At 62.6% G+C, this 24,710-nt stretch carries 25 protein-coding genes; 13 read left to right on the top strand and 12 right to left on the bottom strand.

The annotated features are described in order from the left end of the window. Positions 1–61: 61 nt before the first annotated feature. The 3 genes from F1002_RS11100 to F1002_RS11090 are packed head-to-tail and all read right to left on the bottom strand — an operon-like array spanning position 62 to position 2,954. Positions 62–1,504, bottom strand: a complete 1,443-nt coding sequence (locus tag F1002_RS11100; RefSeq protein WP_150429085.1) for a LutB/LldF family L-lactate oxidation iron-sulfur protein — start codon at positions 1,502–1,504, stop codon at positions 62–64. After that, positions 1,504–2,172, bottom strand: a complete 669-nt coding sequence (locus tag F1002_RS11095) for a lactate utilization protein (protein WP_150429084.1) — start codon at positions 2,170–2,172, stop codon at positions 1,504–1,506. Before F1002_RS11095 ends, F1002_RS11100 begins: the two co-directional genes overlap by 1 nt. Further along, positions 2,169–2,954 carry a (Fe-S)-binding protein gene (locus tag F1002_RS11090; RefSeq protein WP_150429083.1) on the bottom strand — a complete coding sequence of 262 codons (786 nt, stop codon included), beginning with the start codon at positions 2,952–2,954 and terminating at the stop codon, positions 2,169–2,171. Before F1002_RS11090 ends, F1002_RS11095 begins: the two co-directional genes overlap by 4 nt. A gap of 176 nt (positions 2,955–3,130) precedes the next feature. Here F1002_RS11090 and F1002_RS11085 point away from each other — a divergent pair, with 176 nt between their 5' ends. Both F1002_RS11085 and ppsA read left to right on the top strand, forming a co-directional pair. Next, complete coding sequence (locus F1002_RS11085; RefSeq protein WP_150429082.1) at positions 3,131–3,898, top strand: FCD domain-containing protein; 768 nt, start codon at positions 3,131–3,133, stop codon at positions 3,896–3,898. Positions 3,899–3,932: 34 nt separating this feature from the next. Next, complete coding sequence (gene ppsA / locus F1002_RS11080; RefSeq protein WP_150429081.1) at positions 3,933–6,308, top strand: phosphoenolpyruvate synthase; 2,376 nt, start codon at positions 3,933–3,935, stop codon at positions 6,306–6,308. Between the two features lie 79 nt (positions 6,309–6,387). Here the strand turns inward: ppsA and F1002_RS11075 are convergent, their stop codons facing one another. After that, positions 6,388–8,409 carry a tetratricopeptide repeat protein gene (locus F1002_RS11075; RefSeq protein WP_150429080.1) on the bottom strand — a complete coding sequence of 674 codons (2,022 nt, stop codon included), beginning with the start codon at positions 8,407–8,409 and terminating at the stop codon, positions 6,388–6,390. Between the two features lie 266 nt (positions 8,410–8,675). Between F1002_RS11075 and F1002_RS11070 the strand changes: the two genes are divergently transcribed. Continuing rightward, a complete protein-coding gene (locus tag F1002_RS11070) occupies positions 8,676–8,882 on the top strand; it encodes a hypothetical protein (protein WP_150429079.1) in 207 nt (68 codons plus the stop codon). Here the strand turns inward: F1002_RS11070 and F1002_RS11065 are convergent. Beyond that, positions 8,857–9,879: a PEP-CTERM sorting domain-containing protein gene (locus F1002_RS11065; RefSeq protein WP_150429078.1), complete on the bottom strand. Its 1,023-nt coding sequence runs from the start codon at positions 9,877–9,879 to the stop codon at positions 8,857–8,859. The two genes, F1002_RS11070 and F1002_RS11065, sit on opposite strands and share 26 nt — an antisense overlap. A gap of 360 nt (positions 9,880–10,239) precedes the next feature. On the opposite strand from F1002_RS11065, the gene F1002_RS11060 reads away from it, so the two are divergent. Together F1002_RS11060 and F1002_RS11055 are read left to right on the top strand one after the other, a co-directional pair. After that, positions 10,240–10,668 (top strand): DUF4160 domain-containing protein, encoded by a 429-nt coding sequence (locus tag F1002_RS11060; protein ID WP_150429077.1) that lies wholly within the window; start codon positions 10,240–10,242, stop codon positions 10,666–10,668. Continuing rightward, on the top strand, positions 10,665–11,114 hold the full coding sequence (locus tag F1002_RS11055; protein ID WP_150429076.1) for a DUF2442 domain-containing protein: 450 nt from the start codon (positions 10,665–10,667) through the stop codon (positions 11,112–11,114). Before F1002_RS11060 ends, F1002_RS11055 begins: the two co-directional genes overlap by 4 nt. An 82-nt stretch (positions 11,115–11,196) precedes the next feature. Here F1002_RS11055 and F1002_RS11050 read toward each other — a convergent pair whose 3' ends face one another. From F1002_RS11050 to F1002_RS11025, 6 genes are all read right to left on the bottom strand, one after another. After that, complete coding sequence (locus F1002_RS11050; protein ID WP_150429075.1) at positions 11,197–11,523, bottom strand: AzlD domain-containing protein; 327 nt, start codon at positions 11,521–11,523, stop codon at positions 11,197–11,199. Then, positions 11,520–12,248: an AzlC family ABC transporter permease gene (locus tag F1002_RS11045; RefSeq protein ID WP_223879552.1), complete on the bottom strand. Its 729-nt coding sequence runs from the start codon at positions 12,246–12,248 to the stop codon at positions 11,520–11,522. The genes F1002_RS11050 and F1002_RS11045 overlap by 4 nt, the downstream gene beginning before the upstream one ends. Positions 12,249–12,281: 33 nt before the next feature. Then, entirely contained in the window at positions 12,282–13,511 is a 1,230-nt protein-coding gene (locus F1002_RS11040; RefSeq protein ID WP_150429074.1) for a uracil-xanthine permease family protein, read from the bottom strand. Then, positions 13,511–14,143 (bottom strand): uracil phosphoribosyltransferase, encoded by a 633-nt coding sequence (gene upp / locus F1002_RS11035; protein WP_150429073.1) that lies wholly within the window; start codon positions 14,141–14,143, stop codon positions 13,511–13,513. The genes F1002_RS11040 and upp overlap by 1 nt, the downstream gene beginning before the upstream one ends. 103 nt (positions 14,144–14,246) lie before the next feature. After that, positions 14,247–14,738: a flavodoxin family protein gene (locus F1002_RS11030; RefSeq protein ID WP_191090374.1), complete on the bottom strand. Its 492-nt coding sequence runs from the start codon at positions 14,736–14,738 to the stop codon at positions 14,247–14,249. Positions 14,739–14,766: 28 nt separating this feature from the next. Beyond that, on the bottom strand, positions 14,767–15,177 hold the full coding sequence (locus F1002_RS11025) for an FKBP-type peptidyl-prolyl cis-trans isomerase (RefSeq protein ID WP_150429072.1): 411 nt from the start codon (positions 15,175–15,177) through the stop codon (positions 14,767–14,769). Positions 15,178–15,354: 177 nt separating this feature from the next. Here F1002_RS11025 and F1002_RS11020 point away from each other — a divergent pair, with 177 nt between their 5' ends. From F1002_RS11020 to def, 3 genes are all read left to right on the top strand, one after another. Further along, positions 15,355–16,617: a threonine/serine exporter family protein gene (locus F1002_RS11020; RefSeq protein WP_191090373.1), complete on the top strand. Its 1,263-nt coding sequence runs from the start codon at positions 15,355–15,357 to the stop codon at positions 16,615–16,617. A 152-nt stretch (positions 16,618–16,769) separates the two neighbouring features. Then, on the top strand, positions 16,770–18,059 hold the full coding sequence (locus tag F1002_RS11015) for a malonyl-CoA decarboxylase (RefSeq protein WP_223879573.1): 1,290 nt from the start codon (positions 16,770–16,772) through the stop codon (positions 18,057–18,059). Positions 18,060–18,118: 59 nt separating this feature from the next. Next, positions 18,119–18,640 carry a peptide deformylase gene (gene def, locus F1002_RS11010; protein WP_150429069.1) on the top strand — a complete coding sequence of 174 codons (522 nt, stop codon included), beginning with the start codon at positions 18,119–18,121 and terminating at the stop codon, positions 18,638–18,640. Positions 18,641–18,648: 8 nt separating this feature from the next. On the opposite strand, the gene F1002_RS11005 is transcribed toward def, so the two are convergent. Further along, entirely contained in the window at positions 18,649–19,530 is an 882-nt protein-coding gene (locus tag F1002_RS11005; protein ID WP_150429068.1) for a DMT family transporter, read from the bottom strand. Positions 19,531–19,693: 163 nt separating this feature from the next. On the opposite strand from F1002_RS11005, the gene F1002_RS11000 reads away from it, so the two are divergent. The 5 genes from F1002_RS11000 to moaD are packed head-to-tail and all read left to right on the top strand — an operon-like array spanning position 19,694 to position 24,708. Next, positions 19,694–21,619: an ATP-dependent DNA helicase gene (locus tag F1002_RS11000; RefSeq protein ID WP_223879551.1), complete on the top strand. Its 1,926-nt coding sequence runs from the start codon at positions 19,694–19,696 to the stop codon at positions 21,617–21,619. Beyond that, positions 21,616–22,737, top strand: a complete 1,122-nt coding sequence (locus F1002_RS10995) for a hypothetical protein (protein ID WP_150429067.1) — start codon at positions 21,616–21,618, stop codon at positions 22,735–22,737. The genes F1002_RS11000 and F1002_RS10995 overlap by 4 nt, the downstream gene beginning before the upstream one ends. Positions 22,738–22,754: 17 nt before the next feature. After that, positions 22,755–23,261 carry a molybdopterin-guanine dinucleotide biosynthesis protein B gene (gene mobB / locus F1002_RS10990; RefSeq protein ID WP_150429066.1) on the top strand — a complete coding sequence of 169 codons (507 nt, stop codon included), beginning with the start codon at positions 22,755–22,757 and terminating at the stop codon, positions 23,259–23,261. After that, on the top strand, positions 23,255–24,463 hold the full coding sequence (glp, locus tag F1002_RS10985; RefSeq protein ID WP_191090372.1) for a gephyrin-like molybdotransferase Glp: 1,209 nt from the start codon (positions 23,255–23,257) through the stop codon (positions 24,461–24,463). Before mobB ends, glp begins: the two co-directional genes overlap by 7 nt. After that, on the top strand, positions 24,460–24,708 hold the full coding sequence (moaD, locus tag F1002_RS10980; RefSeq protein WP_150429065.1) for a molybdopterin converting factor subunit 1: 249 nt from the start codon (positions 24,460–24,462) through the stop codon (positions 24,706–24,708). The genes glp and moaD overlap by 4 nt, the downstream gene beginning before the upstream one ends. The last annotated feature ends 2 nt before the right edge of the window (positions 24,709–24,710 follow it).

Below are 24,710 nucleotides of genomic sequence, written 5' to 3'. Positions count from 1 at the left end.
GGCGTCGCCGAGACAAAAAAATCCCGGAGGCCGGTGGTGCCGGCGCTCCGGGTAAGAGGGATTAGGGACGTTCCTTGATCAGGTCGCGCAGACGCTTGGGGGCGGGCTGCAACGGGGTGCGGACCGAAGTCCAGCCGGCCTGCCGGCGCGGGGTAAGCCAGCGGAAGCGGCTGGCCAGCCAGGAAGCGGCGCGGTACAGCGCGGGGGAGGCGTAGATTGCACTCCAGGCGCGCCAGATCGCCGAGATTCGCGCATTGTGACCGGCGCCCTGGCCACGCATCGTGGGATTGGCATGCGGTGCGGTGAAGGACTCTTCACGCAGACGGATGAGCAGTTCGGGAATGGGAATCTTGACCGGGCATACTTCGCCGCAGGCGCCGCACAACGACGAGGCGGTGGCCATGTTGGCCGTCGCTTCCAGGCCGAGCATGTGCGGCGAAATGATCTTGCCGATCGGGCCGGGGTAGGTCGTGCCGTAGGCGTGGCCGCCGATGCGGGTGTAGACCGGACAATGATTCATGCAGGCGCCGCAGCGGATGCATTGCAGCGTCTTGCGCAACTGTTCGTCGGCGTAGGCCTGGCTGCGGCCATTGTCGAGCAGCACCAGGTGTACCTCGCCCGGACCGTCCTTCTCGCCCGGCTTGCGCGGGCTGGAGATCATGTTGAAGTAGGTCGAGATGTTCTGGCCGGTGGCCGAACGGGTGAGCAGCGAGAGCAGCGGCGGCACGTGTTCGAGCTTTTCGACGATCTTCTCGATGCCGGTGATGGCGATATGGACCGGCGGTGCCGTGGTGCACATGCGGCCATTGCCTTCGTTTTCCACCAGGCACAGGGTGCCGGTTTCGGCGACGGCGAAATTGACGCCGGAGAGTCCGATGTCGGCTTCCAGGAATTTCTGGCGCAACACGTTGCGGCCGATCTGGATCAGTGCATCGACATTGTCGGTGTAGTCGACGCCCGGCACGTTTTCGTGGAACAGCTTGGCGATCTGTTCCTTGGTCTTGTGAATCGCCGGCATGATGATGTGCGACGGCTTTTCATGCGCCAGCTGGACGATGTATTCGCCCATGTCCGATTCCAGCGCGCCGATGCCGGCGGCTTCGGCGGCGTGGTTCAGCTCGATTTCCTCGCTGACCATGGACTTGCCCTTGACCATCAGCTTGGCCGAGTGCTTCTGGCAAATGCCGAGGATGATGGCGTTGGCTTCTTCCGGCGTTTCGGCCCAGTGCACCTGGATGCCGTTGCGGGTCAGGTTGCTTTCCAGCTGGACGAGCAAGTCGGGCAGCTTGGCCAGGTTGTACTGGCGGATGCGTTCGCCGAGGCGACGCAGGCTTTCCAGTTCCTCCGGATCGGGGAACTGGGCGGCGCGCTTGCTCATCAGGAAGTCCATTGCGCCTCGGAAGCTCTGGCGCAGGAACGGGTTCTCGACGACATCCTTGGCGCGGGCGCGGAAGCCGGCCGACGGCATGAAATGCAGGGCGTGCGGGGTCTGGGGGGCGTTCATCAAACGTTCTCCTCGATCATCAGCACGACCAGCTCTTTCGGGCCGTGGGCGCCGTAGGCCAGCGTCTGCTGGATGTCGGCGGTTTTCGACGGGCCCGAGATGAGCAGGGAATTGGTCGGCAGGCCGTCTTGCCAGCCTTCGGTCTGCATGGCTTCGTGGAAGGTGTTGTAAATATTGGCGGCGTCGAGCAGCACGATGTGTACTGGCGGTACCAGCGACATCAGGCGCGGCTCGTCGGCGTTCGGCCACAGGATCAGCGTGCCGGTCTCGGCAATGGCGCCACGGGCCGCGGTGAAACCGGCCGGGGTGTCGTTGAACATCGCCGGTTTCCAGTTTTCGATGGGCGTGTCGTAGCCGGGGCAGGCGATACCCAGCGGCGGCAGATCACTCTGGGCGCGGGCGCCATGCACCGTTCCCGGGGCGACCAGCAACTTGTCGATCTGCTTGGCGCTGAGCACCTCGTACAGCTTCTGCAGCCAGCCGCCGCGCGATACCGAATACACCTCGGCGTGGGCGAGCTCGATGAAGTGACGGAAGCGCTTGGCCTTGTCGGCCGTGCTTTCCTGGGTGCGGTGGTCGGCGTACCAGCCGCCGACATCGGGCAGGTCACCGGCGCTTTCGGGGGCTGTGGCCTTCAACTTGGCCAGGATACGGTCACGGGCGCTCATTGGGTGTTCTCCTTGGCGGTGCGACGGAGCAGGAAGGTGGCAATGTGTTCGCCGGGCAGGCTCGGCGTCTTGCGGCCTTCCTGCTGGTCCTTCCAGGCAGCGTGGCCGAGAATGTTCATCAGGCAGCCGCAATCGGCGCTGACCACGCGCTCGGCGCCGGTGGCCTTGAGTGCCTTGACCTTGTCCTCGACCATGGCGGCGGAGATTTCCGGCTGCTTGACCGAGAAGGTGCCGCCGAAGCCGCAGCATTCGGATTCGTGATCCTGCTGGGCCAGCTTGACCTTGGCCAGATCGCCGATCAGCTTGCGACCGGTGACATGGACGCCCATTTCGCGGCGGGCGGAGCAGGAGGTATGCAGAACGACCGTGCAGTCGCTGCCGCAGTCTTCCGGCTTGAAATTCAGGACGTCGACCAGGAACTGGGTCAGTTCATAGACGCGGGCCGACAGCTTTTCGGCGGCCGCCTTGCGTGCGGGATCGTCGGCGAAGAGCGTCGGGTAATGGTGTTTCATCATGCCGGCACAGGAGCCGGAGGGAACGACGACAGGCCAGTCGTTCGGGAACAGCGACAACTGCAGTGCGGCAACCTTGCGTGCCTCATCGGGAAATCCGCTGGTATAGGCCGGCTGGCCGCAGCAGGTTTGCTCTTCTGGAAAATGCACGCGGATACCCTGGCGTTCGAGCAGGGTGATCGCGTCCATGCCGGCGCCGGGGAAAAACTGGTCGACGACGCAGGTTGCGAAGAAATAGACGTCAGTAGGGTATGCAGATCGGCTATGCATCTTGTCTCCGTTAAAATTATTTACCGGTCAAATGGTAAGACCAGTTTTTGATCTTGGCGAAATTTTGCGTGAATACCGGTACTTAGTCAATCCTGAATAGGGAAATCCCTAGGCTTGCACTTTGTCGGATCGATGATTAGAATGCGCTGGTCTTACCAATCAATGTGGTCTTACCAATGCCGAGCAAGCTGCAGGTCCCACGCATTTCCGATGCCATCGCTGCCACGCTGGAGCGTCGCATCCTCGAAGGCTCGCTGAAGCCCGGCGATCGCCTGCCGCCGGAGCGTGAACTGGCGGTCGATCTGGGGGTGTCGCGGCCGAGCCTGCGCGAAGCGATCCAGAAGCTGGCCTCGAAGGGCATGGTGACCAGCCGCCAGGGGGGCGGAACCTATGTGACCGATGTGCTGGAGTCGAGTTTTTCCGACCCGTGGCAGGACATGATGGGCAAGCACCCGAACCTGCGCGAGGACATGCTCGAATTTCGCCGCATGCTGGAGGGTCAGGCCGCTGAGTGGGCCGCCGAACGAGCCACCGAGGCCGATCTGCAGCGCCTGGAACAGACCTTCGGCACCCTGATGGGGGCCTTCGAGTCCGATGATGCGCAGAAGCGTTCGGATGCCGACATCGCCTTCCATCAGGCCATCGGCGATGCCGCCCACAATGTGCTGATTGGCCACCTGTCCGGTGCCTTGCTCAGTCTGATGCACGACAATATCCGCCTCAACCTGGGTGAGCTGAAGAGCGTGCCGGCCGCCAACCGCCTGCTGATGAGCCAGCACGAGGCGATCTACAAGAATATTCGCGAGAACAAGCCGCAGGCCGCCCGTTCCGCTGCCGAAACGCACATCGATTTCGTCCGCGAGACCCTGGCCCAGACCCTGCGTTCCGTCGCCCGGCGCGAGACAGCCGAGCGCCGCCTGAGTACCGATTTCTCTGCTTCCTGATTTTTTGATTCGACCCCCGAAAGGACCTCTCCTCATGGAACAGCTTGTCATCCCCTTTGAAAAACTGCGCATGACCGACGTTGAACAAGTCGGCGGCAAGAATGCTTCGCTTGGCGAAATGATCAGCCAGCTGGCCGATACCGGCGTTCGCGTACCGGGTGGTTTTGCCACCACGGCGCACGCGTACCGGGTTTTCCTGGGCCAATCCGGTCTGGATGCCAAGATCAATGCGGCGCTTGACGCGCTCGACGTCGAGGACGTCAACGCCCTGGTCAAGACCGGTGCTGAAATCCGTCAATGGGTGCTCGACACGCCGTTCCCGATGGAACTGACCATCGCCATCACCGAGCAGTACCAGCGCCTGGTGGCCGAATCCAATGCCGACATGTCCTTCGCCGTGCGCTCGTCCGCCACCGCTGAAGACTTGCCGGATGCTTCCTTTGCCGGTCAGCAGGAAACCTTCCTGAACATCGTCGGCCTGGAAAACATCATGCACGCCATCAAGGAAGTGTTTGCTTCCCTGTATAACGACCGCGCCATCTCCTACCGCGTCCACAAGGGCTTCCTGCACGCCGACGTCGCGCTGTCCGCCGGTATCCAGCGCATGGTCCGCTCCGACAAGGGCGCTGCCGGCGTGATGTTCACGCTCGACACCGAATCCGGTTTCCGCGATGCCGTCTTCGTCACCTCCAGCTACGGTCTGGGCGAAACGGTGGTGCAGGGCGCCGTCAATCCGGACGAGTTCTACGTGCACAAGCCGATGCTGGAAGCCGGCAAGAAGGCCGTCGTCCGCCGCAACCTCGGTTCCAAGATGATCAAGATGACCTTCTCGCCCGAGAAGGTCGCCGGCAAGTCCACGATCACCGAGGATGTCGAAGAGTCCCTGCGCCATCAGTTTTCGATCAATGACGAAGAAGTCATGGAACTGGCCCGTTACGCCCAGATCATCGAAAAGCACTACGCTCGTCCGATGGACATCGAGTGGGGCAAGGACGGTGTCGACGGCAAGCTGTACATCCTCCAGGCCCGTCCGGAAACCGTGCAGTCCCAGGCTCACGCCGGCAAGCAGGAAAAGTTCAAGCTGAAGTCCTTCTCCAAGGTGCTCGCCTCCGGCCGCGCCATCGGCCAGAAGATCGGTGTCGGCCCGGTCCGCATCGTCAAGGATCCGAAGGAAATGGATCAGGTCAAGCCGGGCGACGTGCTGGTTGCCGACATGACCGACCCGAACTGGGAACCGGTGATGAAGCGTGCCTCTGCCATCGTCACCAACCGTGGCGGCCGTACCTGCCACGCCGCGATCATCGCCCGCGAACTGGGCATCCCGGCCATCGTCGGTTGCGGTGACGCCACCGAAACCCTGAACGAAGGCGAAGTGGTCACCGTCTCCTGCACCGAAGGCGATACCGGCCACGTCTATCGCGGCAGCCTCGATTTCGAAGTGACTACCCGTGACATCTCCGCCATGCCGGATGTCCCGGTCAAGGTCATGATGAACGTCGGCAACCCGGAACTGGCCTTTGAGTTCGCCCAACTGCCGAACGCCGGCGTCGGTCTGGCCCGTGTCGAGTTCATCATCAACAACGTCATCGGTATCCACCCGAAGGCCATCCTCGATGTCGAGCGCCTGCCGGCCTCGAAGCGCGAGGAAATCAAGCGCCGCGCCCGCGGCTACGCTTCGCCGAAGGCCTTCTTCGAAGAGAAGCTGGTCGAAGGCGTGTCCACCATCGCCGCCGCCTTCTGGCCGAACCCGGTCATCGTCCGTCTGTCCGACTTCAAGTCCAACGAATACCGCAAGCTGCTCGGCGGCGAACTGTACGAGCCGGAAGAGGAAAACCCGATGCTCGGCTTCCGTGGCGCCTCCCGCTACATCGCCCACACCTTCGAAGACTGCTTCGAAATGGAGTGCCGCGCGATGAAGAAGGTGCGCGAGGAAATGGGCCTGACCAACGTGCAGCTGATGGTGCCGTTCGTCCGTACCGTCGGCGAAGGCAAGGCCGTTGTCGAACTGCTGGCCGAACATGGCCTGAAGCAGGGCGAGCACGACCTGAAGTTGATCATGATGTGCGAAATCCCGTCCAACGCCCTGTTGGCCGATGATTTCCTGAAGATCTTCGACGGTTTCTCCATCGGCTCCAACGACCTGACCCAGCTGACGCTGGGCCTCGACCGCGACTCCGGTCTGGTCGCCAACCTGTTCGACGAACGCGACCCGGCCGTCAAGATGCTGCTCGCCATGGCTATTTCGTCCGCCAACAAGGCTGGCAAGTACATCGGTATCTGCGGCCAGGGCCCGTCCGACCACCCGGATCTGGCCGAATGGCTGATGGATCAGGGCATCGACAGTATTTCGCTGAACCCGGATACCGTGGTCGACACTTGGACTCGTCTGGCGAGCCATAAGAAGGCGTGATTGGTAGCTGACCGGATAATCCGGTTCAAATGAAAAGGCCGGGATCGCTCCCGGCCTTTGTCTTTCCAGCGTTTGCGTGTCAGCGTTTTTCCAATGAAGTACTGCCGGTGTATTCCTGCCACAGTCGCTCGACCATGGCCTTGAATGCCGTATCTTCGGGAATGGTGTGCAGGGCGATGTCGTCAAGCGTTGCCTTGTACAACTGCTCGCCCCCGTCGTCCGTACTCTTGAGTGCAGCGCGAAAAACGGTTTCCGACTCAGCAGGGTGTAGCAACAGCCACCGTACATAAGCCAGATTTCCCAGGGCCATGCCCCAGTGTGGCCGGCGGGCCAGGCAGGTTTGCAGATCTGCCTCAGCACGTTTCAAGGCATCGAGTGCTTGATCACGATTCGACCAGCCTTGCTTGGCCGTCATCAGGCGAGTAAAGCCGGCTCCATTCACTGCGTTGGCTACTATTTCGATGATTGCTGGGGCGGTGTCATCGGCGTAGGCGGCGATCAACTGGTCGTAGAGGGCGATTTCCTCGTCGTTTCTCCCCATTTTTCCGATCGTGATCGCCTTATTAAGCATAGCTCTGGCAACCGGTTCGCATAGGGCGGTGGCCTTGTCGTCGGCGTATGCAGCGATCAACTGGTCGTAGAGGGCGATTTCCTCGTCGTTTTTCCCCATTTGTCCGAGCCTGACCGCTTTGTTGCCCATGGCCTTGGCAACCTGTTCGCGGAACGCTTGTGTCTTATCGTCGGCGTAGGCGGCGATCAACTGGTCGTAGAGGGCGATTTCCTCGTCGTTTTTCCCCATTTGTCCGAGCCTAACCGCCTTGTTGCCCATGGCCTTGGCAACCTGTTCGCGGAACGCTTGTGTCTTATCGTCGGCGTAGGCGGCGATCAACTGGTCGTAGAGGGCGATTTCCTCGTCGTTTTTCCCCATTTGTCCGAGCCTAACCGCCTTGTTGCCCATGGCCTTGGCAACCTGTTCGCGGAACGCTTGTGTCTTATCGTCGGCGTAGGCGGCGATCAACTGGTCGTAGAGGGCGATTTCCTCGTCGTTTTTCCCCATTTGTCCGAGCCTGACCGCTTTGTTGAGTATGGCCTTGGCAACCTGTTCGCGGAGCGCTTGCGTCTTATCGTCGGCGTAGGCGGCGATCAACTGGTCGTAGAGGGCGATTGCCTCGTCGTTTTCCCCCATTTGTCCTAGCGTGACCGCCTTGTTGAGTATGGTTCTGGCGACCCAAGTGCGTAGGGCGGGTGCCTTGTCGTTAGCGTAAGCGGCGATCAGTTGGTCGTATAGGGCGATTGCTTCTTCGTCTCGCTTGAGGTCGCTCAGTGCCACGGCGCGATTGAATAGGGCCTGGGCCGTATTTGCTGCCCCGGCGTTGGGGACCTCGGCGGCGTATTTCCAGAATAGGGCGGCATCTTCAGATTGCTGAGCTTGGTATGCGGCAAAGGCGCGTGTGTTCCAGTCGTCAAACGAGTAATTGGCTTCTGGCTTGTCCTTGAGTTGTTTGACGCTTGCGCGTAGGCCTTCCTCATCTTCTGGACTAAGTTTGGGATTGCTGTCGGTGCCCGAGGAAATGCCGTTTTGTATGGTGTTGATGGCGGATTGGCGATGCATCTCGACATCGGCCACCGAATGAGCAATTTTTTCGAGAGCTTGCGCCACGGCATTCTCAAGGTCTCGAATTCGCTCGCTCAGTTTCTGATGGTTGTCGTCAAACCACTTTTTGCTGGTGGTTTCCGAGACGACCTCTGCTTCTTCGCGGGCTTTTTTGGTGACGGATAAATAACCAAGCAAGCCACCCAGGGCGAGAACGCCGGTGATCAGAATAGCAATCCAGCCGGTGACGACAGAAAAACGATCGACTGCGTTGCCAATGTCGCTGACCCGGCTGACCTGATCGTCAATTCGTTTGTCGAGGGCATCGAGGCGCTTTCCTTGGGCTTCGATATCTTTCTGCGCCAACTCCTTTCCGCTGTCGATCTTCAGTAGCAGCCATTCCTTCTGTGCGTCGAGTTCATCTTTGCCTATGCCGTTGCCAGAAATGGCCGGGAGGGAGAGATGGAGGAGCAGACAAAGAGCTAAAAAGCGGAGGAGCGGGGCCATGATTGCGGGTGGGCTATGACAATGGCTGCGGATTATGCCAGTCGTTCCTGGCGTTCGGATTGTCTTGGTGCAAAAGCTGCGCGGTTTGCCTTGATGGCGCGGTGATCGCCGGGATTGTTGCGTTGCTCTGGCGACGGCCATGGTCCAAGAGGGGGGGCACTTTCGGGGCGGTGCGTATGTCTGCCTTCTTCTGTATGACGGCGGTTTCGTCCTTGTTTGGGACAAAGTGTAAGTTGGACCTACGGCTAGGAAGCCTTGTAATCGTCGTGGCAATTCTTGCTGGTTGTTTGTCTGATGGAAACGAAAAGGCCGAGATCAATCCCGGCCTTTTTTTGAATGATCTTCTGATGGATCTGTTTGACTCGGGATGTCAACTTCTGGTGGTGCGGGGCAGCGAAAAAAAAGCCAAGACAGCGCGTCTTGGCTTTTTCTTTGGAAAAATTGCGGTCAGGCGACAGCGTATTTTTGTTTGAGTTTGCTGTTTGCGCCGAGCCCGATGAATGCCAAGGCAAGCAGAGCCAGGGTGCCGGGTTCCGGTACGTTGTTGTCATCACGCGTGCCAAACGGTTGAATCCAGGCGGTCTCGCCGCCCCCATTGATGTAGGCCATTTGCCAATCAATTTGCAGGGTGTCGAAAATCGTATTCTTGTTGTGAATTTCGTCATCCAGCTGCTGGTTATATATCGCGAAGGCCGCATTGTTCTGGCCGGTGTTGGTCTGTGCTTTCGGCTGACCGACTGCGCAAACCCCGTTGGCGTCCGGGAAGCCGGTAAAAACGCCACCGTTCATGCAGATAGAGCCGTGAACGTAGGCCCATGGTCCGGTATCGCCAAAGCCGGTCGCATTGGATGGCGGGAGCGGATTGGCGAGAGGATCATTGCTCAGCGCGGATCCGGTTGGCTGGAGGTAGAACGACTTGTTGTTCAGGGTGTTCTGAATGTCAACCAAGGTTATCTTTGCCCAGACGAGCAAATCAGGACCACCGTCAAGCAAGTTGGTCGCGGTACTTCCGCCCTGTGTTCCCGTTTCATTGAAGGCAAAGAAACCGACAAACTTGCTTCCGACAAACTGGGAAGCCAAGGTGCTGATGCTGGCTTGCCAACTGTTCCCATCACCGCTGGCCGGACCGTTGGTGGTATCCGTGGTCATATTGGTGAAGGTTTTGATATTGTTGGCCGACGGGGTGTTGTAGGCGTTGTCAACGCCTGCAATGTTTGTTTGGGCCTGTCCGCCGTTATTGACCCCGACGACGACGTAGTCCTTGATGCTGCCCGGTGTGGCGTCAACCGCGTAAGGGCCGGAGTTGGAGGAGCCGCCGTTCAGTAGTGTCAGGGAGTAAACCTGAAAGTCGGTGAATTGCAGGCAGTTTTGCCCATTGCAGGGGCCGGTCGGCAGGTTGATGGCGAATGCAGCTTGTGACGCCAATGCCAGTGCGCTCATCACGATGCTTTTGTTCAGGAAATTTTTCATGGAGTTCACCGTTCAAGTGATTTTTGATTGCAGATGACCAAGTGAATGCAAATACTGAACCACTTTTACAATGCATTGAATTCAAATAATAAATTAATTTCATATATTTCAAATTCGTGTTGACTGTAAGGAAATCCGACAAATGTGACATAAATTCGTAAACCGGTTACTGAGTGTTGGGTGGTCAGATTACCGTGCGTGGCAAAAAAGCGGCGTAGTTGGCCTTGAACCGAACGAGATTTTCCAGATGCGACCGAGATGGGCTTTCTTGCCGGCTCTGGCTATTTCAAGTTTCAGAGATAACCCCCGGGGAACTTCTAGGGGTAGAATCATTCAAATAAACCCAACGGTTGGATTATCTTGAAAGTCTGCACACACGACGGGCTGGACATTGCGGTATTGACCCGGAACGAGCACTGTCCGCCGCATGTCCATGTGGGAACGGAAAAATGGGACGCACGTTTCGAGTTCAGTTTCTGGCACGACGGCGTACGGCTTTGGGACGTGACGCCGGAACAGAACGAACCGAAGGCGGCAATCCTCGAGGATTTGCGGCAAGCACTCAAATTGCCGGCGAATCTGCGTCGAGCCCGAGAGCATTGGTGGTACAGCCGTTCAACGGTGTGCCTGGACAATCAATTGTGGGATACGAAGGACGACGAGATTGTGGCGCCGAAAGATAAACGCCCGAATGCGAAGAAGATTTTGTCGGCACGTTTCGACGAGCAGCGCTACAGAACGGTGTTGTGCTTGGCAGGAGAAGGAACCCCCTTGGAGATTGAGCTATGAAGACGATCAAGGCGAAAGTCCGGTTCGACGAACCGGTGACGGAGGAGGTCCTCACGCAGGCAATCGAACGCGGCCGCTTGCGGCGCAGTGCCGGCTTGCATGCCACGGGCGTGCATTACCTGCAGGCGCACCGGTCGCTGATGGTCAGTTTTGCCGATGACAGTGCGGTGGTTTTGCCGGTCAGCAATTATCCGGAACTGGCTGCGCTGAAGCTCGCCGAGTTGAAGCATCTGTCAGTCGGTTTTGGCGGTTCGGCACTCTGCCTGGCGGAACGTGACTTGCATGTTTCTATTGCCGGCCTGGTGTCGGCCAGCAAGCCGCTGATGGAGATGGCGGTTTCCATGGTTGCCGTTCAGAATGGCGGCAGCCGTAGCGAAGCCAAGACCCGTGCTTCCCGCGAAAACGGTCTGCTGGGTGGTCGTCCGCGCAAGCTCGCTGTTTCCTGAACATCCCGTACGCCTTGCCGCCGCGAAACAGGCTTGATTGTGGCCAGCACAGGGGGCATCTGCACGGATTTGTCGGTGTGCCTCAGGACGGAAAGATCGCTTTCAGACCAAGCAGCACCGCCATGCCAACGATGAACGGCAGCCACGGATTGCGCCAGCGGGTAGCGACAAGGATGGCGGCGATAGCGGCGGCGAGTTTGGGGTTGATCGGCTCGACACTGCCGCCGACCAGCAAAACATCGGGCACGACGATGGCGGCCAGTGCGGCGGCCGGGGCGTAGCGCAGTGCACGTTGCAGCGTCGGTGGCAGGCTGAAGCGGTTGCCGAGGACGATGAAGCCGGCGCGGGGCAGGGTGGTGGCCAGCCCAAGCAGGATGAAAATCAGCCACAACGACGCGTCGTAGTTCATGCGGTCTTCTTCTCCTGCCAGTGTTCGGCGGCAAATCCGGCGGCAATGCCGAGGCAGATCGCGGTGACGACACCCAGGCGCAGCGGCATGCTGCGCAGCAGCACGGCGCTGCCGCCGCCGACGATGGCAGCGACGAGCATGGGGCGTGCTTTTGCCATCGGTACCAGCAGCACGATCAGCGCGATGGTCGCCATGAACTCCAGCGACCAGCTCTTGGGAACGATACCGGCTGCGAAGATGCCGGCCAGCGTAAAGGTCTGCCACAGCAGCCAGGTCCAGACGCCGGTAACCAGATAGAAGCCGAGGCGCCAGCGCGGGTTGTCGACCTGCATCAGCTTGTCGTAACAGACCGCGAAGCTGCCGTCGGTCAACAAGTGCCCGCACAGCCAGCGCCAGCCGGTGCCGATACCGCGAAACCCCGGTGCGATGCCGGCGCTGAAGATCAGGAAACGCAGGTTGAGTGCCAGGCCGGTGGTGACGATCAGCCACAGCGGGGCGTTATCGACGATCAGCGGCAGGGTGCCGAGTTGGGCGGTGCCGGCGAAGACGATAATGTTCATGCCCATCGCCTGCAGGGGCGTGAAGCCGGCGCTGGTCATCGCCATGCCGACCACCAGCGCCCAGGGAATCAACCCGACGGATACCGGCAGGAAGGCGACAAAGCCTTCCCGCATGCCGGCGGCGAAGCCGTGGCGTTCAAAGTCCGACGGCTGCATGGGTGACATGTTTGGTATTCAAGGGCAGGGGGCGGCAGAAAGTCAGTGCGCATCAGACGATTTCGGCAGCAGGAAGTTCAGCGCCACCGCCAGCACGCCGCACAGGCTGATGCCTTGCAGCGAGAAACTGCCGATATGCACGCCCAGGCCGCCGATGCCGGTGACCAGCGTCACCGAGACGATGCACAGGTTACGCGGGCTGGCCAGGTCGACCCTGGCGTCCATCAGCGTCTTCAGGCCGATACCGGCGATGGAGCCGAAGAGCAGAACCATGATGCCGCCCATCACCGGCAGCGGGATGGTTTGCAGCAAGGCGCCGAATTTGCCGACGAAGGCCATCAGGATGGCGAAGCCGGCGGCCCAGGTCATGATCGCCGGGTTGTAGTTCTTGGTCAGCATGACCGCGCCGGTGACTTCGCCGTAGGTGGTGACCGGCGGGCCGCCGAACAGGCCGACGACGTTGACCGCCAGGCCGTCGCCGAACAGCGTGCGATGCAGGCCGGGGTTTTCGGTGTAGTCCTTGCCGGAGACCGAGCCGATGGCGAGGATGCCGCCGACGTGTTCGACAATCGGGGCAATCGCCACCGGGATCATGAACAGGATGGCGGCGAGGTTGAACTCCGGCTTGCCGAATTCCGGCACGGCGATCCAGGCGGCGTCGCGCACCTTGCTGAAATCGACGATACCGACGAACAGCGAGGCGATGTAGCCAACCGCCACACCGACCAGAATCGGCACCAGCTTGAGCAGGCCCCTGGCGCGAATGGCGGTGAGCATGGTTGCCAGCAGCGAGATCGCGGCAATGGCGATGGCGGTTTCGTAGGGGACGACCTGGGTCTCGCCCGCCTTGCCGGTCGCCATGCCGACTGCGACCTGGGCCAGACCGAGGCCGATGACCATGACCACGGGGCCGATGACGACCGGCGGCAGCAGGCGGTGGATGAAATCGACGCCACGCCATTTCACCAGCCCGGCCGCGACGTAATAGAAAAAGCTCGCCGAAGCCAGCGCACCGAGGGTCGCCGGCATGCCCCAGGTCTGCACCGAGTAGATCACCGGAGCGATAAAGGCAAAGCTGGACCCCAGATAGATCGGCACCTGGCGCTTGGTGCACAGCTGGAAAAGCAGGGTGCCGACGCCGGCGCCGAGCAGCGCTAGGCTGGGGTTGAGTCCGGTGAGCAGCGGCACCAGCACGGTGGCGCCGAAGGCGACGAAGAGGATTTGCGCGCCGGACAGCGCGGTGCGCCAGGTGGGTTCGTGGGCCTGGCTCATCACGCTTCCTTGGTGCCGAAGATCTTGTCGCCGGCGTCGCCGAGGCCGGGGATGATGTAGCCGACCTCGTTGAGGTGGCTGTCGACGGCGGCGGTATACAACTGCACGTCCGGATGGGCGGCTTCCAGCGCCTTGATGCCTTCCGGCGCGGCGACCAGCACCAGCGCCTTGATGTGCTTGCAGCCGTTGCGCTTGAGCATGTCGATGGTGGCGATCAGCGAGCCGCCGGTGGCCAGCATCGGATCGATGATCATCGCCAGGCGCTCGTCGAGCTGGCCGACGAAGCGCTCGAAATAGGGCTCGGGCATCAGCGTGTCGTGGTTGCGGGCGATGCCGACGACGCTGACCTTGGCGTTGGGGATCAGGTCGAGCACGCCGTCGAGCATGCCCAGGCCGGCGCGCAGGATGGGCACGACAGTGACCTTCTTGCCCTTGATCTGGTCGATTTCAACCGGCCCGGCCCAGCCGGCGATGGTGGTTTTTTCCAGCTCGAAATCGGCGCAGGCTTCGTAGCTGAGCAGGCGGGCGACCTCGGCGGTCAACTCGCGGAATTTCTTGGTGCTGATGTCGCCTTCGCGCATCAGGCCGATTTTGTGTTTGACGAGGGGGTGCTGCAGTTCGATGACGGGCATGGCTGTTCCCGGGCGGAAGAATAACCGCGCGAGCTTAGCCGATTCGCCTTGTCCTGCCTATGCGGGAAATCGTCAGGTGGCGCATGCGACGAACGTCGGCCGGTCAGAAAACGCCCAGCGCCAGGCCGGCGGCGATGGCACTGCCGAGTTCGGCGCAACGCGCCAGCTCATCGTCGGCGATGATCTTGGGAGCGAGGATGGCCGACGGTGTCTGGGCGTGGGTGCATACGATGAGTGGCGGTGCCACCGGCTTGAGACGCCAGCCGGTGGCGATGCGCTCGATCTGCCGGGCGGCACCGGCGCCGTCGCTGCCGGCGCAGATCAATGTGGCATAGGGCCGGCCGTTCACGCGGTCGAGCGCCGCGTAGTAGGTTCGGTCGAAGAAATCCTTGAGCATCCCGGCCATGCTGGCCAGGTTTTCCGGCGTCGCGAAGAGGAATCCATCGGCTGCCAGAACGTCATCCGCCACCGCATCGGCCGCCTTGCACAGACGCACGGCGACGCCGGGTTCCGCGCCGGCGGCATCGGCGGCGGCACGGGCCATCTGCAGCGTGCCGCCGGTGTGCGTGTGATAGACGATCAGCAGGGTCTTCACGGGCGCTTGTCTTCGTCCGGCAACGCGATCAGCGGACGACCTTCAGCAGTTCGACCTCGAAGGTCAGCGTCGCGTTGGGCGGCACGGCCGAACCGGCGCCGCGGCTGCCATAGGCGATTTCCGGCGGGCAGGTGAGCTTGGCCTTGCTGCCTTCGCGCATCTTGGCAACGCCTTCGGTCCAGCACGGAATCACCCGGTTGAGCGGGAAGGTTGCCGGCTCGCCGCGCTTGTAGGAGCTGTCGAACTCGCGGCCGTCGGCCAGCGTGCCACGGTAGTGGACCTGGACGTTGGACTGGGCGTTCGGCTGTGCGCCGGTGCCGTCCTTCAGCGATTCGTAGACCAGTCCGCTGGGCGTGCGTTCGCTGGAACCGGCGAAGGCGGAACAAGCGGCGAGGGCGATCAGGCTGCCGAAGGCAAGGGTGTGCAGGGTGTTTTTCATGGGATTTTTTCGCTATGAGGTCATGGTTACGCCGCTTTGATGGCCTGGCGCAACGCCGTGGTTAATGCGGACGCACGTTTTAACACGTCCGGCGGCTGGCTGGATATCCCTTGTCGTCCCGATGGCAGGGAATCGGTTAGAGTGTTGCCCCGATCAGATTCCCCTTCGTGCCTGACCATGTCTTCGTCCGACGATCAATCCCTTGCGCGGCTGTCCGCTTTTTTACGCGACCTGGGGCTGGCGCTTCATGTCAGCGGCGCGCCGGCGCATGATCTGGAACGCAACCTGAAAACGATAGGCGCGCGTCTCGGCGTACGGGTCGAGGGCTTTGCCGTACTCACCTTCCTCGCGCTGACCGTGGTGGCCAGCGACGGAACGCGACGAGTCGAGATGCTCCGCCTGCCAGCCTACGATTTCAACATGGCGCGCCTGATCGCCTTGCAGTCACTGGCCCGCGACATCAAGTCGGCGGAAGGGATCGACCACTACGCGGCCCGTCTCGGCGACATCATGCGCCAGCCGTCGCCCTGGTCGGGCTGGGGCATGGCGGCGATGGGTTTTTTGCTCTCGGGAGCGGTCGCGCTGCTGTTGCGCGGCGCCTGGTGGGAGATGCTCTGCGGCGGCTTCATCGGCATCCTGTTTGTCGGCGGCTACATCGGTTTCTCGCGTTACCCGCGCCTCGCGCCTGCCGTGCCGGTCATCCTGAGTGCGCTGGCGGCATTCCTGGCGCAGGCGCTGGCGCTGGTCTTTCCGCAGCAGGTGCCCTTCGTTTCGGCCGTGGCCGGCATTGTGTTCCTGTTGCCCGGCTTCATGCTGACGGTGGCCATGTCGGAGTTGGCAACCCAGAACTACCTGGCCGGCACCGGCCGCCTGACCGGGGCTTTCGTCCTGCTCTTCCTGCTGGGGGCCGGATTGGCCATCGGCACCCAGGTCGCGCTGGCTTGCCTGCCGGTCCAGGCGCAGGGGGTGCCATTGCCGCTTGCCCCGTGGGTAATCTGGGTGGCTATTGCCGCACTCGGGGTTTCCCTGCTGGCTGTGCTGCAGGCGCCGGCCTCGGCAGTGCTGGTTTCGGTTGGCGCCTGCCTGCTGGCCTGGGCCGTATTTTCGCTGCTCGACTCCCGCATGGGCGGCGTTGTCGCCGCCTTCGCGGCCGCACTGGCGGTGGCCTGCGCCGGCCATCTCTACGAATACCTGAGCCAGCGGCCGGCGGCACTCGTCCAGATACCGGGACTGATCACGCTGGTGCCCGGCAGCATGGGGTTTCGCGGAGTGCACGCCCTGATGCAGCAGGACAGCGTGGCCGGCATCGGACTGGTCACCGATATGGTGATCACCGGCGCCGTGCTGGCCGTGGGCTTGCTCCTGGCCGACAACATCATGCCGGCGCTGTTCGAGCGGTCGAGCAATGAACGGGAAACAGCCATCCCGGAAAAACCTTGATGCGTGGAGAGCCGTCGCAGCCGCCCATTCGCCGGGATTTCGCCTGACGGGATCATGGCCCGGCGCTGATTTTCCGCGTTGCTTGGGGCAAAATGACGGCACGGAGGTGAATCATGGTGGCTGGAAATCTGGTCGACAAGCTGCGCTCCCTGATGGGCGGCGGCGCTGAACGTATCGCCCTGACCGCGCGGGGTATCGAGCAATTGCGCGCGCAGTTGCGCGAATGCGCCGAAAGCCTCGGCGGCGAGGTGTCGGCAAGGAGTCGGGCGGCACGTCTGGCCGAAACTTACCTGCGCCTCAACGATGAAGGCCGGCAGCGTTTCCTGAAGCTGATCGCCCTCGAGTTCGGCCCCGATCCGGCCAAGGTGGCGAATGCTCACAAGGAGTACCAGAAGGCGGTCGGCACGCCGGACCAATGGAAGGCCGAGGCCGCCCTGCGCGGCGCCATGCGCTCGTCGCGCATCCGCATCCTGACGCAGTTCAACGCCATGCCGCAGGGGGTCAAATTCCTCGTCGATCTGCGCGCCGATCTGCTGGGCTACCTGGAAAAGGACCGGGAACTGGCGGTGCTCGACCGCGAGCTGGAATCGCGCCTGTCGGCCTGGTTCGATGTCGGCTTCCTCGAACTGCAGCGCATCACCTGGAATTCGCCGGCTGCCTTGCTGGAAAAGCTGATCGAGTACGAGGCGGTGCACGAAATTCGCTCATGGACCGACCTGAAGAATCGCCTCGATTCCGACCGCCGCCTGTATGCCTTCTTCCACCCCCGCATGCCGGCCGAGCCGTTGATCTTCGTCGAGGTGGCGCTGACCGATCACCTGGCCGACAACGTCCAGGCGCTGCTCGACGAGAGCGCGCCGGTGTTCGACAACCGCAAGGCCGATACGGCGATCTTCTATTCGATTTCCAATACCCAGATCGGCCTGCGCGGCGTGTCCTTCGGCAATTTCCTGCTCAAGCGGGTGATCGACGACCTGAAGCGCGACTTTCCCAAACTGGCCAATTTCGCCACGCTGTCGCCGATGCCCGGCCTGGCAGCCTGGGTGCGCAGGAACCCGCAGGTGCTGGCCGACATCGGTATCGAGCACTCGCTCGACGAATTGTCGAATGGCGCCTGGGCACAGGACAAGAAGCTGGTGCGCAGCCTGCGCGATCCGCTCAACCGGCTCGGCGCCCGTTATCTGGCCACCGCCAAGCAGGGCGGCGCGGAAAGCGGGCCGCCGCTCGACCCGGTATCGCGTTTCCACCTCGGCAACGGCGCCCGCATCGAGCGTCTGAACTACCTGGGCGACAGCTCCGCCAAGGGATTGCGGCAATCCTTCGGACTGATGGTCAATTACCTGTACAGTCCGGAAGAAATCGAGACCAATCTGGAAGCCTTTGCCGGCCAGGGCACGATCGCCATGTCGGCCACGGTGCGGCGCCTGGCCAGGGCCAAGTAAGCGGTGCCGGGCCGTCGTCGCTACAATCGGTGCTTGAGCTTGCACACGAGGAAGAAATAATGGCTGTTCGCGACATCCTGCGCATGGGCGATCCACGTTTGCTGGTGCCCGCCGAACCGGTTGCGGCTTTCGATACCCCCGGGTTGCACAACCTGATTGCCGACATGCTGGACACGATGGCCGCCGCCGGCGGCGTCGGCCTGGCCGCTCCGCAGATCGGCGTGGGCCTGCAGGTGGTGATTTTCGGCTTCGAGCGCAGCGTGCGCTACCCGGATGCCCCGGCGGTGCCGATGACCGTGCTGATCAATCCGTGCATCGTGCCGCTCGGCAGCGACGAGGCGCTGGCCTGGGAAGGCTGCCTGTCGGTGCCCGGCCTGCGCGGCGAAGTGCCCCGGCCCGAGCGTATCCGCTACAGCGGCTACGACCCGCTGGGCAATCGGATCGAGCGCGAGGTGGATGGCTTTCATGCGCGCGTCGTCCAGCACGAGTGCGATCATCTCAACGGGGTTCTCTACCCGATGCGCGTGCGCGATTTCTCGCGCTTCGGCTTTACCGACGTGCTTTTCCCCGAGCTGGCTTAGAGGGCCACTCAGGGCGATGGCTGGCTGAATAGCGCCAGGGCGACCACGCCGGCGATCATGAAGAGGGTCCCGATCAGCCGCGACGGGAGCAGGGTTTCGCGCAGCAGCCGCGTGCCCAGGTAAACGCCGATCAACATCGACAACTCGCGCATCGGCGCGACGTAGCTGAGCGGGGCGCGCTGCACGGCGAAGAGCACGAGCAGATAGGCCAGCGGCGACAGCAGGCCGACGGCGATGATGTACCGGCGGCTGCGCAGCCATTCGGCGTGCAGCGCCGGCAGGTTGCGCAATGCCTGCGGCGCGAGGATGACGGTGCGCAGGCCAAGGCACAGCACGTAGAAAAGCAGCGGCGATAGGCCAAGCACCTTGATGGCCCAGCCGTCGAGAACCGTATAGGCCGCGATGCACAGGCCGGTCAGCGAGCCCCAGAACAGTCCGGCGCGGGCACGTTCCGTCGCGGCGCGATGAATGCGGTGGGCGCCGGAGATCAGGAATATTCCCGTCAGTAGCGCCAGGATGCCGATCCAGCCGGCCCGGTTCGGCATTTCGCCGAGCAGCAGGATGGCTGCGGCGACCGAGAAAAGCGGCCCGGTGCCGCGCGCCAGCGGATAGACCACCGAGAAGTCGCTGTTGCGGTAGCCCTGTTGCAGCACCAGCGAATACACCGCATGCATCAGCGCACTTCCGGCGATGGCTGCCCAGGCCAGCCATGTCAGCGGCACCTGATTCTCGTGCCAGGCCCAGACCGCGAACGGCAGGGCGCCTACGCTGCTGACCACGCCGAACAGGAACACGAAGGGCAGGCCGCCCGAGGCCTTCTTGGCGAGCAGGTTCCAGGCGGCATGGCACAAGGCGCCGGTAATGACGAGGAGGAGGGCGATCGAATCCACGAAGGGGGCAGGCAGGGCAAAACGGCAGGGTAGCAAATGCAGCGATAACCGGCACCGGGAAAAGCACGCGGGCCTATGCCGGACAGAACGGGGGGCGGTGGGAAAAGCCTCGCCGGCAGGGGCCATCTGCTAGAATTGCGCCTGCTTTTTTCGGCCTTTTTCCTTGTCCTCCCTCCTCGAAATCTTCTCGCCCGACGGGCCGTTTGCCCGTGCCATCGGCGGCTATCGCGTCCGTCAGCAGCAGGTCGACATGGCCGAGCGCATCGCGGCCGCCATTCACGGCAATTCGGTCTTCATCGCCGAGGCGGGGACCGGCACGGGCAAGACTTTCGCCTACCTGGTGCCGGCGCTCAACTCGAACGGCAAGGTCATCGTATCCACGGGTACCAAGACCCTGCAGGACCAGTTGTTCAACAAGGACCTGCCGATGGTCCGCGACATCCTCAAGGTGCCGGTCAAGATCGCCCTGCTCAAGGGGCGCGCCAATTACGTCTGCCCGTATCACCTGAACCGGGCGCTGGCCGACGGCCGTTTCCTGACCCGCGAGGATGCCGCCGATGCCCGCCGCATCTCGGTCTTCACCAAGACCTCGCAGACCGGCGACAAGGCCGAGTGTGTCGAGGTCAACGAAAACTCGCCGGTGTGGAACAGCGCCACCTCGACGCGCGATAACTGCCTGGGTCAGGACTGCCCGGACTACAAGGAATGCTTCGTCATGCAGGCGCGCAAGGAGGCGATGGCGGCCGATCTGGTGGTAGTCAATCACCACCTGTTCTTCGCCGACGTGATGCTGCGCGACGAAGGCATGGCCGAACTGCTCCCCGCCTGCAACACGGTCATCTTCGACGAAGCGCACCAGTTGCCGGAAGTGGCGACCCTGTTCTTCGGCGACAGCGTGTCGACCGCCCAGGTCGTCGATCTGGCGCGCGACGCCAAGGCCGAGGGCCTGACCAGCGCCCGCGATTGCCTCGATATCCAGAGCGGCGCCAAGGCCATGGAAAAGGCGGCGCGTGACCTGCGCCTGTCGGTCGGCGTCGATGCCGGGCGCTTCTCCTACGACCAGTTGCAGGAGCGGCCGGAATTCGCCCCGGCGTTGAAACAGCTCGATGAGGAAGTGGCCAAATTCGCCGCCATCCTCGAAACCCAGGCCCAGCGGGCCGAAGGTATCGAGAAATGCTGGCAACGTGCGGTCGAACTGCAACAGCGCCTCGCCCAGTGGCAGAACCTGGCCGATCTCGGCTACGTGCGCTGGGGGGAGGCCTTCAGCCAGTCACTGCAACTGAATTCGACCCCGCTCAAGGTCGCCGACATTTTCCGCAAACAGATGGGTGGCCATCCGCGGGCCTGGATATTCACGTCGGCCACCCTGGCGGTGCAGGGCAAGTTCCACCACTACTGCGCCGAACTCGGCCTCGGCGATCCCGATTCCGCCTGCTGGCACAGTCCCTTCGACTATGGCGAGCAGGCCGTGCTCTACGTGCCGCTCGGCATGCCCGACCCGAACGCCTGGAACTACACCGAGTCCGTGGTCGACGCCGCCTGGCCTGCCGTCAAGGCGGCCAACGGCGGCGCCTTCTTCCTGTGCACCAGCCTGCGTGCCATGCGCCGTACCCACGAGCTGCTCAAGGCCAAGATCGAGGATGAGGGGCTGGACATTCCGCTGCTGGTCCAGGGTGAGGGCAGCAAGAACGACTTGCTGCAACGCTTCCGCAGTCATGGCAACTCCATCCTGGTCGGCAGTCAGAGCTTCTGGGAAGGCGTCGATGTGCGCGGCGAGGCGTTGTCGCTGGTCGTCATCGACAAGATTCCTTTCGCGCCGCCCGACGATCCAGTGCTGTCGGCGCGCATCGAGCAGATGAAGCGCGAAGGCCGCAATGCCTTCATCGAATATCAGTTGCCGCGCGCGGTGATCAACGTCAAGCAGGGTGCCGGTCGCCTGATCCGCGACGAAAGCGACAAGGGCGTGCTGATGATGTGCGATCCGCGACTCATATCAAAGCCGTATGGCCGCAAGGTCTGGCAAAGTCTCCCTCCGATGAAACGGACCCGCGAACTGCAGGTCGTCCTCGACTTTTTCGCCAATCGATGAAAACCACTTTCGATCAACTTCGCGAACGCCAGCCACAATTGTTCTCGGCGTCGGCGATCACCATCGACTCCCGTGCGATGCAGGCGATGGCCGACCTCATCGTCGCCATCGAGTCGGTCATCGCGCTGCCCGCCTTCCAGGCCCATGCGCTGGCCCAGTCGCCGGAAATCGCCCGGTTGCCGGTTGCGCCGCACAGCGTTTTCATGGGCTACGACTTCCATCTGACCGCCAGCGGCCCCAAGCTCATCGAAATCAACACCAATGCCGGCGGCGGCCTGCTCAACGCCTACCTGTTGGCGGCCCATGGCAAGGCGTCCGAGGGAGCGCGCATCCGCGATGAGTTCGTCGCCATGTTCCGCGAGGAATGGCGTTTGGCGCGTGGCGATGTTCCGTTGCGCCGCATCGCCATCGTCGATGAAAAACCTGCCGAGCAGTTCCTGGCACCGGAATTCATCCTGTTCAAGGAACTGTTCGAACAGCACGGCATCGCCGCCGTGGTGTGCGACCCGGCCGAACTGGTGCGTGACGGCAATGGCCTGAGCCACGCCGGCCAGCCCGTCGACCTGATCTACAACCGGATGACCGATTTCGCCCTTGACGCCACGGAAACCGCGACCATCCGCGCCGTGTTCGAGCAGGGCGGCGTCGTGCTGACGCCGCATCCGCGCGCCCACGCCCTGTATGCCGACAAGCGCAATCTGATGCAGCTGTCCGACGATGCGGCGCTGCAGGCGCTGGGCGTCGGTGAAACAACGCGAAACATCCTGCTCGCCGGCATTCCGCAAACCGTGGCGGTGACGCCCGAGCAGGGCGAAGCCTTCTGGGCCGAGCGCAAGCGCTGGTTCTTCAAGCCGCCGGCCGGTTTCGGCAGCCGCGCCGCCTATCGTGGCGACAAGCTGACCAAGCGGGTTTTTGAGGAAGTCCTGCATGGCGGCTATATCGCGCAGGAAATTGCGCCGCCTTCGGAGCATACGGTGGGTGAAACCATCATGAAGGCCGACATCCGCTGCTACGTCTACAACGGTCGTATCCAGCTGGTTGCCGCCCGGCTTTACCAGGGACAGACCACCAATTTCCGGACGCCGGGGGGCGGATTTGCCCCGGTCTTTACCGTTTGAACGAGTAAAATCGCGCCATGAAAGTTTTTGGCATCGCCGGTTATTCCGGTTCCGGCAAGACGACCTTGCTGGAAAAACTCATTCCCCAGCTAACGGCCCGCGGCCTCAAGGTATCGGTGATCAAGCACGCCCACCACGGCTTCGACATCGACCGACCGGGCAAGGATTCCTATCGCCACCGCGAGGCCGGTGCCAGCGAGGTGCTGCTGTCCTGCGGCGACCGCTGGGCCTTGATGCACGAGCGGCGCGAGGAGCCGGAGCCGACGCTCGGCGAACTGCTCGGCCACCTGTCGCCGTGCGATCTAGTGCTGATCGAAGGCTTCAAGCAGGAACCGGTGCCCAAGCTGGAGGTCTATCGGCCGGAAAACGGCAAGCCGCTGCTCTTTCCCGAGCGTGCGGATATCGTCGCCATCGCGACCGACGCCGATCTCGCCACCGATCTGCCGAAATTGCCGCTGAGCGATTACGCGGCGATTGCCGATTTCGTCATGAACACCATGCAATTGCAGGAACGCCCATGCTGACCTACGAACAAGCCTTGGAAAAACTTCTGGCCGCCGCCCAGCCCGTCGAGGAGGTGCGCCGCGTCCCGCTGCTCGCCGCCAGCGGCCGCGTGCTCGCCATTGCCCAGCATTCGACCGTTGCCGTGCCGCCGCTCGACAACTCGGCGATGGATGGCTATGCCCTGCGCTCCGCCGACGTGACGGCCGCCGGCGTTTGCCTGCCGGTCAGCCAGCGTATTCCGGCCGGTACGGTCGGCGTTGCGCTGCAGCCGGGAACGGCCGCCCGCATCTTCACCGGGGCGCCGATTCCGGTCGGGGCCGACGCCGTGGTCATGCAGGAGCGCTGCGAGCAGGGCGAGGGCGGTGTGGTCGTCAATCAGGTACCGCACTCCGGCGAGAATATTCGTCGGGCCGGCGAGGATATCTCCATCGGCGCCGAAATCCTGGCCGCCGGCCTCAAGCTGCGTCCGCAAGACATCGCCCTGGCCGCCTCGGCGGGGCTGCCGGAGCTGCCGGTGTATCGCCGCTTGCGCGTCGGCATGTTCTTTACCGGCGATGAGCTGGTGCAGCCGGGCGAACCCCTGCCGCCCGGCGCCATCTATAACTCCAACCGTTATGCGCTGCGCACCCTGCTCGAAGGCATGGGCTGCGAAGTGCGCGATCTGGGCGCCGTCGAGGACACGCTCGACGCCACCCGCGATGCCCTGCGCCGGGCCGCAGCCGAGAATGATCTGGTCATCACCAGCGGCGGCGTTTCCGTCGGCGAGGAAGACCATGTCAAGCCAGCTGTCGAGGTCGAAGGCGAGCTCGATATGTGGAAGATCGCCATCAAGCCCGGCAAGCCGCTGGCTTTCGGCAAGGTTCGGAAAGAGGGCGGCCATGCCTGGTTCCTCGGCCTGCCGGGGAATCCGGTGGCAGCCTTTGTGACCTGCCTGACGATGGTGCGGCCCTTCGTTCTGCGCCTGCAAGGCGTCGCCCACGTCGCGCCGCGCGTGCTGAACCTGCCCTGCGCTTCGGCGTGGACCAAGGCCGACGGCGCCCGCCTGGAATTCCTGCGCGCGCGCATCAACGAAGCCGGCGCCGTCGATCTGTATCGCAACCAGGGGTCGGCCGTGGTCACCTCGCTGTGCACCAGCGACGGCCTCGTGCTCAATCCGCCGGGTAACGTCATTGCGGCGGGCGACACCGTGCGTTTCGTCTCCTTCGCGGAGTTGCTGGCATGAGCCTCAAGATTCTGTATTTCGCCGGCCTGAAGGAAAAGCTCGGCATGCCCGGCGAAAGCATCGACTTGCCGGCCGACGTGGCGACAGTTGGCGCCTTGCGTGACTGGCTGGTCGGGCAGGGACGCGCGGCGCTGGGGACTGCCAAGAACCTGCGCTGTGCCGTCAATCAGGACATGGCGAAGCTTGATGCAGCCATCAAGGATGGCGACGAAATCGCCTTCTTCCCGCCGGTGACCGGCGGCTAATT

Origin of the sequence: Dechloromonas sp. CZR5, assembly GCF_008711155.1 — a bacterium.
GTDB lineage: Bacteria > Pseudomonadota > Gammaproteobacteria > Burkholderiales > Rhodocyclaceae > Azonexus.
This window is presented reverse-complemented; position numbering and strand designations above follow the sequence as displayed.